This window comes from Furfurilactobacillus entadae (assembly GCF_045862745.1).
GTDB lineage: Bacteria > Bacillota > Bacilli > Lactobacillales > Lactobacillaceae > Furfurilactobacillus > Furfurilactobacillus entadae.
This window is the reverse complement of record NZ_BQXN01000019.1, coordinates 34428-46085: the sequence shown is the minus strand read 5'-3', so window position 1 is coordinate 46085 and position 11658 is coordinate 34428. Positions and strand designations below refer to the sequence as shown.

Genomic DNA, 11658 nt, shown 5'->3' with positions numbered 1-11658 from the left:
CTAAAGGCAAGACACCGGTTCAATACCGGCAGCTTGCCCTTCAATCAGTCGCTTAATATACATGTCCAACTTAATGGGTTCACTTCAGTTTCCCGAATCAAGGGGTGATTAGTCGTTTTTTATAATAATCATAAGATTTGAAAAAGAATAGATATCATTGTTATGCTAACATTATCAATTATGTAAGTCATGACCACTTTCGGTTAAGCATGTGAACGATAAGATAAGGAGGCGAGGATATGTTAAAAAGAGCGACGATCATTGGTGCAATGGCAACGGCAGTTTTACTGTTAGGCCCAGCAATAGGTGTCCATGCAGCCGGAGACGTTGGTACTGCACATACAGAGGTAACTGCTAGTTTCCTTCCGGGGAGTGGTCCGAGTGGTCCTGTTGATCCAACTAATCCAGGTGGTGGACCGGTTATTAATCCAGGGAACCCGGGGACAGGAGCGACAGGACCATTACGGCTGAACTATGTTTCTAACTTAATTGATTTTGGGGCAAACCCTATCAGTAGTTCAAACCAGACATATACGGCTAAAGCAACGTCAGACATGATCAATGGTTATCAGTCCGCGCAAGTGTCAGATGAACGTGGGACCACGGCTGGTTGGGCATTGAAGGTGAGTGGTTCACCAATGAAGGCACCAGTAACCAGTGATACCTTGACGGGTGCAACGTTGACACTGCCAGCCGGGACGGTTGCGACAGCCTCAGGAACGAGTAATGGTGCAGTCGCCACAGCCGTTTCAAACGCATTAGATTCTTCAGGTGGGGTTCTATTAGGAGCCGCCGCAGGAAATGGTGCTGGATTAACGGTGGACCGTTGGCAACCAAGTGCTGTGCAACTGCAAGTTATGGGTGGAACTGCGAAAGCAGAAGCCTATTCAACAAACTTGACGTGGACGTTACAAGACGCGCCAGCTTAATACTGGCTCATTGATGGTTCATGATTGAAGACGGTGAAGTGACCGAGAATGATGATCATAATTGGCAACGCCGGCAACCGCTCAATGGCGCGCCGGCGTTTTACTTAGAAAATATTTGGTAGTGGCTCAGACAAAAAGGAGGAAGCAAATGAAACAACGAGGACAGTGGCGGTTAGTATTGATTTTGATGATGAGCTTTTTTATGGGAAGCGCATTGACGCATACCGCTTTCGCTGCGGATGACGCTTCCGAAGTTGGCTTTAGTGTGAAGGCTGAGCTACCGAAAAACCAGATTGATCAAAAGCAAAGCTATTTTGATTTAAAGGTTCAACCAGGTGATGAACAAACAGTTAAAATGGCGGTCTACAACAGTAGCAATAAGGCGATGAAAATCAAGAATGAGATTCATGCAGCCCATACTAATGCGAACGGCCAGATTGAATACGTAACACCAGCGAAGAAACAAGATAAAACGTTAAAGCAGCCGTTAACGAAGTGGGTAACGTTGCACGAGGATAAAGTGATTACGGTGCCGGAAAATAGTGAAAAAACACTTACGGCAACCATTAAAGTTCCGAAAGATGCGACGAAGGGAGTTGCCCTTGGCGCATGGTACTTTGAACGGGTGGTTAAAGATCAACAAACAAAGGAAGCAAAAGGGATGACCATTAACAACCGTTATGGGTACGCAGTTGGAATGAAGTTAACGGTCGATCACACGGTATCACCAAAGCTGGCGTTGAACGACGTTAAGCCAGGACTTCGAAACTACCGAAAGGGAATCTTTGCCAACCTTCAAAATTCACAGCCAGCAATTATTAGTGGGTTAACGGTGACGGGGAAAGTTTATCGTGAAGGATCAAATAAGGTTGTGAAGGAAGCTAAACTCGAACATGTCGGAATGGCGCCAAATTCAAACTTTGATTTCCCGATTCTCTACGGGAAGGATGAATTATTGCCCGGGAAATATGTTGTCAAAATGACGGCCAAAAATAGTGATCATCAGTGGTCGTTTACGAAAAAAATGACCATTACTTCGGAAGACGCCAGTAAGGTGAACAAAAAGGCGTTAGATAAGGCGCCTGAACGAAATGTTCTATGGTACGTCGCTGGCGGTGTGTTACTGGCAATCGTTGTCGGTGGACTAATTTGGATTATCGTTCGCTTTGCTTGGCGGCGTCAGGAGAAGTAGTCGGTTGTAACCAGTACGTAAGGTAGGAGGTGACAAAATGAGACGATGGCGGCGGTTCGGCCGAATTGCGATGACTCTGTTGCTTGTAACCGGAATGACCGGAATTACGAGCATAACGAGTTTTGCGAATGACCAGGCACAAAATGAATCACAACAACCGGTGAAGGCAAATGACCAGTCGAAACCGGAAGAAGAAGATGAGCAGGTAAAACCAGCAAATGAAGCAACGCCTGAAACGACAAATGACAAAGATGAGAACGCTGATGCAAAGATACCGGATTTAATTACCCGGTTAGATGCAACAACGTTAATCCAAAACGGCCAAACGGTTCGCGGAGCTAACGATTTGTTAGGGACCTTAGGAAGTTTGATCATTAGCCTGAATGGGACACAAAAATTAACCTTAAATAACCAGGTCACCAACTGGTCTGGCGATATTGGGACCCCGATGAAGGTTGGCGATACGGTCAATGTTGTTAATAGAACGCTGGGCTTACTGGAGCTGTACAACGTTTCCTTACCCGTAACGGACCCAAATATGAGTGTGACTCAGGTTAACGGTGGGGCGGTGCCATCGGCCATCACTTATGATCAAAAGACAGGAACCATGCCGGCCTTCTTTGGTCAATCTTTACAGCTGTCAGCGGGGACCGCGTTTAACTACACAACTTCAGACCAAATCAACAGTGTTTCGTTTATGATTGACGGTCAACAAATTGCGGGTGACGCGTTCAATACAAGTGATACGAGCACAACCGGGTCCACTCTGACCGTCAATGCTGGAAAAATTGCGGCGCGAAACTGGTCAGCGATTAAGACCGCCCTTGATAGTTTATCACCATCAACCGGACACACGTTAAAAGTTGTGGCTTATCATAATGGGCGTCCAACAAATCCGTGGACAAGTACAACCAGCATCCCGTTATATGTTAACCCGGCCCAGCCAACTGTCAATTCGGTCTGGTCTGGACAAAAGCAGGTGAGTGGAACTTCAAGTGCAATTGGTGCCAGTGTTTCAGTGACCGATGGTAGTAATAATGTCTTGGGGACGGGGACCGTTGCGTCCGATGGCAGTTATACGGTCACACTGAATCGTGCGGCGGTTGCCAATGAAACACTGACGGTAACGGTGACCAACCAGGGATTATCGGCAAGTACCACCACTACGGTTCAACAAAATCAAAGCATTCAGGTCAACTCACCAAGCCAAATTGCCTGGAATCAGCAAACATCATTACCTGATAGTAATGCCGGTTGGCAGTTAACCGCCTCTGGTAGCGGATTTCCAGCGACGAGCAATCCCGCTGACCTCGTTATCGACGGCAATGATGTTGGGGCAGATAATCCGATCACTCGTGGCACCCCAGTAACTGCCGGGACCACCACCGGAATTAAATATAGCGATAAGACTGCTATTTTAAACGGGTTAGATCCGCAAAAACAACATACTGCGGCGCTAACGGTTCCGGGTATGCATAACGCAACAACGGGGACCGTTCCATTGATTATTTCTGTCCCGACGACCCACTCAGTGGTGAGCGGAAGTGGCGCAACGGCCGTGACCGGGACGTTAGCACAAGTTGGGAGCACAGTGACGGTGACTGATAGCACAAACCATCAATTAGGAACCGGAACGGTTGCTAGCGACGGGACGTATAATGTGACGCTAAACCGAGCAGCGATTGGTGGTGAAACGTTGAGTGTTAAAGCAACGAACGGATCTGGTGGGACGAGTACGACGGAAACGGTGGTGGTTCCGCTGGTTGAACAACTGTATGTTCAGGCTGTGTCACCATTGACGTTTTCACCGGCGACCATAACGGCTGGGCAAACGTTAACACCAAACCGGGCTCAAAATTTCACCATGACGGCAGTTAATTCACTGAATGCGGGGGCCGGCGCGAAGTGGACCATGACAGCCTCGTTAGAAAATAACGTGTTGACGAACACCCTGAATCCTGTGGACAAATTGTATCAGCCCCTCGTTTTCACAGATGCAAATGGGGTTAGCACACGACTGTCGACCAGTGCCTTACCAATTTTCACGAATGATATGACAAACACAGCCGTGTATCCAACCAGTCAGTTTCAACGGGTTGGCTTTAATGACATCCTGAGCCAACAAAATAATGCACAGGGTGTTCGCTTGGTGGTCCCAAGTGATTCGGTTCGTTCACAAAGCTACCAAGGCATTTTGGACCTTAATTTTGCAACGACACCAACAAATTAGACACTTAATGCGTTTCGTTGAAGTGGTATAGTAATCCTATTAGAGTCAATTGAGGAGTGGAGCTATGTCACGTCAACCGCGCGCACAATGGCAGAAAGACATGTCAGCATTATGGGTCGGTAATTTTGTTACCGGTGCAGGTGCCAGCATGAGTCTGCCATTTTTACCGCTATTTATTAGTCAAATGGGTCATTTTCCGAAATGGGAGCTGACGCTGTATGCCGGTTTGGCCTTTTCGGTCACGTTTCTAAGTCAGGCGATCGTGTCTCCACTTTGGGGCCGGTTGGCAGACCGGACGGGGCGCAAACCAATGTTGATGCGGGCCGCCATTGGGATGATGATCACGGCCACGTTAACTGGATTTTCGCCCAATGTGTGGGTGCTGATTGGGTTACGGCTCATTCAGGGTGCCTTTTCCGGATACATTAATAACGCGTACGCGTTGATTGCCAGTGAAGTACCCATGGAACAAAGCGGCAAGACAATGGGAACACTCACGACGGGCGCCGTTGGTGGTCAGTTGATTGGACCGATCATTGGTGGACTGATTGCCGAGGTCGCCGGCTACCGTATACCGTTCTTTATCTTTGGGTTCTTAATGTTTATTGCGTCTCTGGTCACGTACTTCTATGTTAAGGAAGATTTCACACCTGTTGCGAAAACGGATAAGGCGGGGCAGGAAAGTGCGTTTGCTCACATCGCTCATCCCCGAATCGTGTGGGCGATGATTGGGTCATCAATGCTGATTCAAGCAGCGACAACTTCGATCAACCCGATTATCAGTTTGTTCGTAAAAGAACTGATGGGTGGGCGCGGAAACATTGCGTTTGCTAGTGGGATCATCGCCGCCTTGCCAGGGATTGCGACGTTAATTGCCGCACCACGGCTTGGCTCACTGGGGGATCACATTGGGCCCCAGCACGTACTGATTGCCGGATTGATCTTTTGTGGATTGATGTTTGTTCCGATGTTTTTCGTGACGTCGGTCGTTATGTTAGGGGTGTGGCGCTTTTTGGTCGGTATTTCCGACGCGGCGTTACTGCCCGTGACCCAAACGGTGATGACGCTAAATACGCCGGATGAAGCAGTTAGCCGAATTTTCAGTTACAATCAATCGTCGCAGGCCATCGGCTCCGTGGTGGGCCCAATGCTGGCTTCGGCGGTATCAGGCATTCTGGATTATCGGTACGTGTTCTTGATGACAACATTGCTGGTGGTCCTTAACTTAGCAATGGTGGTGTGGGCCTACCGCACCGATAAATAAAAAAAGAGAGAGCGAAACGACATGCGTTTAGGCTCCCTCGTCTAACAAGAATCCCCCCACTTATGGACGCCCTTGGTCCATGAGTGGGGGATTCTTGTTAGATGAGTCGAAGTCTGCAAGTCGTTTCGCGTTTTCGGGAGTCAAAACAAGAAAAAGTTGCGAGTGTGTACTTGGTCCATGAGTGGGGATTCTTGTTAGACGAGTCGAAGTCTGCAAGTCGTTTCGCGTTTTCGGGCGACAATTAAATTAGTTAAATATTTACCGGTGGTTGAAAGAACCTTGACATTGATCTGATATATTTGTATCGTACGATCAAAATGGGGTGGCGTAATGAATCCAGCAGACACGGTATTTATGATTTTATCGACGATTTTAGTCTTGTTCATGACGCCTGGCTTGGCGTTTTTCTATGGTGGCTTGGTCTCAAAACGAAACGTCGTTAGCACGATGCTATCGGTCTTTGTCATCTGTGGGTTAGCCATTTTACTATTCGTGATGGTGGGATCGCAGTTAGCGTTCAACGGGGATATTGGTGGCGTCGTGGGCCACGTTCAGCACTGGTGGTTAACGGATGCAAACCTCATGCGCACGACGGCGACTGGAATTCCTGAAGCGGTTTATTTACTGTTTGAGATGATGTTTGCGGTGATCACACCAGCACTGTTTGTCGGTGCGGTGGTGGGCCGAATTCGGTTTAATTTCTTATTGGCTTTCATCGTGCTGTGGAGCCTCGTGGTTTACTATCCGATGGTGCACATGGTGTGGAGTCCAAACGGGTTACTGGCGAAGCTTGGCGTTCTAGATTTCGCTGGTGGAACGGTGGTTCATATTAATGCTGGTGTTACCGCGTACGTCTTGTCAGCGTTCTTAGGGCGACGGTTACGGCCAGCGACCAACCATCCGTATAACCTTCCGTGGGTTCTTTGTGGAACAACAATTCTGTGGGTTGGTTGGTATGGCTTTAATGCGGGGAGTGCGCTGGCAATCAATGGTGTGGCCGTTACCGCAATGTTAACCACGACGGTCGCCACCGCCACGTCGATGATGACGTGGATGGGGCTAGAGGCGCTGCCTCACCGGCGGGTCACGTTGACTGGAATCTGTACCGGAACCTTGTGTGGCCTGGTCGGCATTACACCAGCTGCTGGGTACGTTACCGTAAATGGGGCGCTATGGATCGGCGTGTTAGCAACGTTAGCTAGTTATGGGTTTGTTCATGTATTGAAGCCGTTGATTGGGATCGATGATGCGTTGGATGCGTTTGGCTGTCACGGGGTTGCCGGAATCACCGGATCAATCCTGACGGGCCTCTTCGCCACACACCAAGTGAATCGAGCGGTGATCCATGATGGCCTCTTTTATGGCGGTGGCTGGCACTTGCTTGGGATTCAAACGGTGGCAACCGTTGTGACGATGTTGATGGTCGCCGTTACCAGTGGGTTACTGATTTGGGGTTTACGCCGGTTTATTCCAATGCGTGTTTCAGCACAGGATGAAAGAATTGGCCTGGACGAAAGTGAGCACGGCGAGCGGGTGGAAACAAAGGACCCTTACGCGAGTCATTTGTTGCAACACCAGGAAGATTTTGCTGGGCAGTTAGCCCGGCTTCGGCATCATTAATGGGTAAAATTAAAAAGCTGATTGTTAACACACCAGCCCAAACGGGTGGGGTGCTAACAATCAGCTTTTCTTGTGAATAAAATTAGTTAGCGTCTTTGACCTCAACCTTGACTAAGAACTCGAAGTCAGGATTCAGTGAAATTGAAACAATGTGTTGATCGTCGTCAATCTCAAGTTTGGTGAAGAAATCGTGTTTGGCGCCACCTTGGCCGTCCTCGTACGTTGAGTTCGTCTGACGCACGTGATCGACGACATCCCGTAAAACGGTGTCAAATGGGGTGTCATCACCGTCATCGGCAAGCCAGGTGAGTTCATCAAAGTTGAACACAACGTTTGTCATCCGTAGATGGTGCATTCGCGTCATTACAGCGAAAAAGAAGTTGAGTTCTGATTTTGATAAGTCTGCAAAGTGAACGTCACTAATTTTAAATGAGTCATTTGTCATCTTCGAAGACCTCCTTCATTGGGTAAACAAATCCACTAAATATAATTATTAGCATACAATCATTAAGTGGGTAACGCAATTAATGTGCTCTCACGGGATGGTGATAAAAACGATAAAGTAAAGATTTGAGTAATGGGGGGCTTAGATTAGTCAGATGGTTGGTTTATCCGTTATAATAAAAATGTTGCTAACACCTTGGACAAATGAAAGATGGTGGCTATGTGAGTAAACCCTGTGAAGGACATCAACACATTGATCTCGACGGACCAAAAATGGATTGGGTTGTGGATCAATTATTTGCGGACCCTGCGGAAACAGATGGACGACAGACGTTTGATGTCTGGGTTGGACCGGTTGAATGAATAACTTATTAGACGCGGATGATTTTTCTTGCAATAAATCATAATTCACCGTGCAAAACGGCTTAATGTTACTGACAAATCAGTGACGTTAAGCCGTTTTTTCAGATGGTCAACTGGGAAACTTGCCTCCAAATCAACAATTTGATATGCTTTTTATAAGGTAAATACGAATCTGCCGCCGGGCAGGCACCGCACTTATATCCGTTAGGCTTAATCGGATATGGGCGCGGTGTATTTTTTTAAGGAGATGGAATGTTATGGCATGGCTTTATTTAACAATCGCGGGACTTTTTGAGGTTGTTTGGGCAACGTTTATGAAGATGAGTGATGGGTTTCATAAACTGGGATTCACTGCGCTCACCATTATTGGAATGTTGGTGAGTTTCGTCTGTTTAGCGGAGGCAACACGACGACTTCCAATGAGCATTGCCTATCCCGTTTGGACCGGAATTGGTGCGGTCGGTTCTGTAATCGTTGGGGTGGTCTTCTTTGGCGATCGAATCAGCCCGTTAACGTGGGTTTTCGTTGGTTTCTTGTTCATTGGAATTATTGGAATCAAGATGACGAGCAAGTAGTCATGAAACGTTCTTCTTACGGATTGATTGTACATGTTTATTCAGTGAAGCACTCTCCGAAAGCTTTAAATCCAGGTTCCGATGCCGAGTCCGACATCATGGCCAATGTTTGGCTTTAGTAATGCAGTATAAAACGCAAGCGCTTCTGCTGAGATGTTCTTGGATAAGGCCAATTTTCCAAAGGCTTGTTGTAAGTTTTTAATAACCCGGCCTTCATAGACGCCCGTGTTCAGTTCATTAATGCCTGCGTCGATGATTTTTTGCTCATTTTGTTTTTCAAAATGTAGTTGCTTTAATTGACTCAACAAATCTTTTTTGATGTTAACTCACTCCTTTGATGAGGTTCCAATAGCCCTGTTATTAGGCCAAAATCTGTGCGTTATAAAATGCAGATGGGACAAGTGCAATCATTTATTCAGCTGTGGTTGCTTTCTCAAGTTTGTCATACAATGTAAATTGCTTCAATCAAATTTTGATAACGACAAATGACGATTTTACGTTTTTGTCTGCCCAAGGCTTTAGTTGTTTCACGTGAAACCACAAAACCCCCACAGAATTTTCCGTGGGGGTTTTAAGTATAGAGGGGAAAGTCATCATCGAAATTAAACCGCGACTAAGTCATGTTGTTGAACCGTGCCACGGTCGAGGGATTGACCAGCGGTTGGTGAGCTAATGAGGAAGCCGGAGAGACGATGGGTAACGGCAATTCGAAGAAAGCTGGGGATGGCTGTTCCGACTGCGATGGTTGCCCAGGTGCTAGCTTCGGCAAGGTCACTTGCAACAATCGTGGCTTGAAGAAGGTTACTGATGTTGTCATCAGTGGCAAGGTTGGCGGACTGGGTGACAACCGCACCGTTCTGGAGCTGGTAAGCAGTATTGGCGCGATGGGGAGTTTCAACGCCGATGGTCCAGGTAAAGGTGGTGTCAGCCGCAGTGCCGACCTGAATTGTACCGGGGCATTCCAGTGCAACCGCGAAAACACTGGGGAGTTGTAAAAGCGGTTGGAGATACTTGATGAATGCCTGGCGAATCGCCCACTGACGGGTAAGGATTGTCATCAGAGTTGATTGGTCGAGTGAAGATTGGGCAACGTGATTGATAAAGTCAAACTGATGCAAAAGGGGAGTAAGCTCAGTTTTGGCTAGTCCACGTTGACGTTCAAGGGGCGTCGCGTCTTGGGGTATGGTCGTTATTTTTTCAATGTGGTGGAGATAGTGAGCAACGTTTTTAACGGTTTGATCAAACGTTAGGTGGGCATCTGTCTCGATCGTTAAGGTTCCCATTTTGAGTGTGAATGGGACGCCCATCACGTTGATGATCCGTGTCATGAACTTTGCTTCTGTTGTTGTTTTCATCATGAGTTCCTCCTTAGTTAGCCTTAGCGAAAGACTGGGTCGTTGGGTTGTCATCATCACGGTGATGATCAAGAGTAGGTGACCCGGTAGTAATTTGAGATTGTGATTAGTCTATGGCCGCCAGCATAAAGTGGACTTAAAAGAAGACTAAGGAACTGCTAAAGAGGTAACGATTTTATTGAGACGCGAGTGTTCTGACCATTCGGTTAAACCATAAAACGGCAGCGCCCAGGGGATTGCGGGTGCTGCCGTTACTTGAATTTATGAATGCTGGTGCTAAATGGTTGTATCGGTAACTTCTTTAGGATGTTCCTTCAAAAACAGAGCGTAATCTGTTTCAACCTGGTCAATGTAGGCTTCAGCCCAGTTGCTCATGGCGTGGTCAAATTCCTTATCATCGTTAATGTACCCGGCAATCATTGCGGCTATTGGCGTTTGGCAATGGTCAATGGCAAGTAACCGGCCACAAGCTTCGGCGTAAACGTGGAATTGATCCCAATCAAGGGTCGAAAGGTCAACCGATGTTTTCATGTCCCGAAATTGGCGGACGTAGAAACTATGCTTTTTGCTCTGAAAGTAGCCAAGGAAGGGATCGGACGCAGATTGAAGGATCTTTTGTGAATCGATGATCCGCTGGCCCTCACTGTCTTCAGCAAAAGATGATAGGTTCAACTGGCGTTCAGTTCCGGATTTCCGGGTTGGGAGGGCTTCTTTAATTTGGAGAACGAGGTGACTACCATCGTTACTCGTTAATAACACAAGGTAACAGCGCGAGCCAAAGCTCCCAACACCGACACAGTGACGGGCAACATCTGTAATGTTGTATTGCGAAAGTAACAGGGCAATGTCCGTCCGAACGGTCGCCCGATACGCCGCTAAGTAGTCGCTGATGTTTTTAGTCACGTCATCATTTGTGTGGCGAGTGATGGTGGAAACATCAACAAAGCGAAGACCGTCATCTGTCATGTGGGTAAACTTTTTAACGACCTGTTCAGAGTTACGTTTGCCTGCTTTACTGAGGAAATATTGAAGCATCGTGGCTGTTGGTGTGTCTTCAGGAACAGCCTTCAGAATGCTGGCAACATCGTTTGCTGGGTAAAACCGGTCCAACGTGGTGCGGGCCATACTGGCGTTGATGCCAAGGCGATAACTCTTAGCCGTGTCATGAACCACTTTGTGAATCTTCTTTTCCTTAAAGCCATTTTCACGGCCGGCAAGGATGACGCTCACAAGGAGCCGTTTAACGTCACGTTCCCAGGAGTTTACCCCAGCTTCATCGAAGTCGTTGAGATCGAAAATGAGTTGCCGTTCCGGTGAGGCAAAGAACCCGAAGTTACCAAGGTGGGCGTCACCAGAAATGATGATCGGAATGTGCGTGCTAGCCTGGTGATTTAAGTCATGGGCCATGAGTTCGGCGGTTCCCCGGAAGAAGGTAAACGACGAGACACCCATCCGCCGGTAACGTTCTGGCAGAAGTTCAGGAACCAACATGTCAGCAATTCGACCCATTAATAAGTTTGCATCCCGTTTTGTCGGGACAAACGTGCCAAGGTCAGTCAGTGGTACTTTGGTGCGTAATGCTGCCCCGGCGGCGATCAGGTCCGTTTGTGACTGAGCGACCGTGATGTTATTAATGTTGAGTCCACGTGCTGCCATAGAGTTGACCAACCTTTCTATTTTTAAAAA

11 protein-coding genes are annotated in these 11658 nt (G+C 47.5%); 7 read left to right on the top strand and 4 right to left on the bottom strand.

Annotated elements, in window-relative coordinates; genetic code table 11:
- The first annotated feature begins 239 nt into the window (after window positions 1–239).
- From ACKTR5_RS08595 to ACKTR5_RS08575, 5 genes are all read left to right on the top strand, one after another.
- A complete protein-coding gene (locus ACKTR5_RS08595) occupies window positions 240–929 on the top strand; it encodes a WxL domain-containing protein (RefSeq protein WP_407880807.1) in 690 nt (229 codons plus the stop codon).
- Window positions 930–1077: 148 nt separating this feature from the next.
- Window positions 1078–2121: a DUF916 and DUF3324 domain-containing protein gene (locus ACKTR5_RS08590; protein ID WP_407880805.1), complete on the top strand. Its 1044-nt coding sequence runs from the start codon at window positions 1078–1080 to the stop codon at window positions 2119–2121.
- Window positions 2122–2158: 37 nt separating this feature from the next.
- Window positions 2159–4351, top strand: a complete 2193-nt coding sequence (locus tag ACKTR5_RS08585) for an Ig-like domain-containing protein (protein ID WP_407880803.1) — start codon at window positions 2159–2161, stop codon at window positions 4349–4351.
- Between the two features lie 64 nt (window positions 4352–4415).
- On the top strand, window positions 4416–5615 hold the full coding sequence (locus ACKTR5_RS08580; RefSeq protein WP_407880802.1) for an MFS transporter: 1200 nt from the start codon (window positions 4416–4418) through the stop codon (window positions 5613–5615).
- Window positions 5616–5945: 330 nt separating this feature from the next.
- A complete protein-coding gene (locus ACKTR5_RS08575) occupies window positions 5946–7235 on the top strand; it encodes an ammonium transporter (protein WP_407880800.1) in 1290 nt (429 codons plus the stop codon).
- Between the two features lie 82 nt (window positions 7236–7317).
- On the opposite strand, the gene ACKTR5_RS08570 is transcribed toward ACKTR5_RS08575, so the two are convergent.
- Window positions 7318–7680, bottom strand: coding sequence for a RepB family plasmid replication initiator protein (locus tag ACKTR5_RS08570; protein WP_407880798.1), 363 nt, complete (start codon window positions 7678–7680; stop codon window positions 7318–7320).
- A 234-nt stretch (window positions 7681–7914) separates the two neighbouring features.
- Between ACKTR5_RS08570 and ACKTR5_RS08565 the strand changes: the two genes are divergently transcribed.
- Complete coding sequence (locus ACKTR5_RS08565; protein WP_407880796.1) at window positions 7915–8046, top strand: hypothetical protein; 132 nt, start codon at window positions 7915–7917, stop codon at window positions 8044–8046.
- A 253-nt stretch (window positions 8047–8299) separates the two neighbouring features.
- Window positions 8300–8617, top strand: coding sequence for a DMT family transporter (locus ACKTR5_RS08560; RefSeq protein ID WP_407880794.1), 318 nt, complete (start codon window positions 8300–8302; stop codon window positions 8615–8617).
- Between the two features lie 65 nt (window positions 8618–8682).
- Here the strand turns inward: ACKTR5_RS08560 and ACKTR5_RS08555 are convergent, their stop codons facing one another.
- The 3 genes from ACKTR5_RS08555 to ACKTR5_RS08545 form a co-directional block, all read right to left on the bottom strand.
- Window positions 8683–8922: a hypothetical protein gene (locus tag ACKTR5_RS08555; RefSeq protein WP_407880793.1), complete on the bottom strand. Its 240-nt coding sequence runs from the start codon at window positions 8920–8922 to the stop codon at window positions 8683–8685.
- A gap of 297 nt (window positions 8923–9219) precedes the next feature.
- Window positions 9220–9975 (bottom strand): hypothetical protein, encoded by a 756-nt coding sequence (locus tag ACKTR5_RS08550; protein ID WP_407880791.1) that lies wholly within the window; start codon window positions 9973–9975, stop codon window positions 9220–9222.
- Window positions 9976–10248: 273 nt separating this feature from the next.
- Window positions 10249–11628: a DUF2252 domain-containing protein gene (locus ACKTR5_RS08545; RefSeq protein ID WP_407880789.1), complete on the bottom strand. Its 1380-nt coding sequence runs from the start codon at window positions 11626–11628 to the stop codon at window positions 10249–10251.
- Window positions 11629–11658 lie beyond the last annotated feature (30 nt).

Excerpts from the sequence above, each read along its gene's own strand:
- ACKTR5_RS08575 (WP_407880800.1), top strand. The coding sequence starts at position 5,946 with ATGAATCCAGCAGACACGGTATTTATGATTTTATCGACGATTTTAGTC.
- ACKTR5_RS08545 (WP_407880789.1), bottom strand. The coding sequence starts at position 11,628 with ATGGCAGCACGTGGACTCAACATTAATAACATCACGGTCGCTCAGTCA.
- ACKTR5_RS08585 (WP_407880803.1), top strand. The coding sequence starts at position 2,159 with ATGAGACGATGGCGGCGGTTCGGCCGAATTGCGATGACTCTGTTGCTT.
- ACKTR5_RS08580 (WP_407880802.1), top strand. The coding sequence starts at position 4,416 with ATGTCACGTCAACCGCGCGCACAATGGCAGAAAGACATGTCAGCATTA.
- ACKTR5_RS08570 (WP_407880798.1), bottom strand. The coding sequence starts at position 7,680 with ATGACAAATGACTCATTTAAAATTAGTGACGTTCACTTTGCAGACTTA.
- ACKTR5_RS08560 (WP_407880794.1), top strand. The coding sequence starts at position 8,300 with ATGGCATGGCTTTATTTAACAATCGCGGGACTTTTTGAGGTTGTTTGG.
- ACKTR5_RS08590 (WP_407880805.1), top strand. The coding sequence starts at position 1,078 with ATGAAACAACGAGGACAGTGGCGGTTAGTATTGATTTTGATGATGAGC.
- ACKTR5_RS08595 (WP_407880807.1), top strand. The coding sequence starts at position 240 with ATGTTAAAAAGAGCGACGATCATTGGTGCAATGGCAACGGCAGTTTTA.
- ACKTR5_RS08550 (WP_407880791.1), bottom strand. The coding sequence starts at position 9,975 with ATGATGAAAACAACAACAGAAGCAAAGTTCATGACACGGATCATCAAC.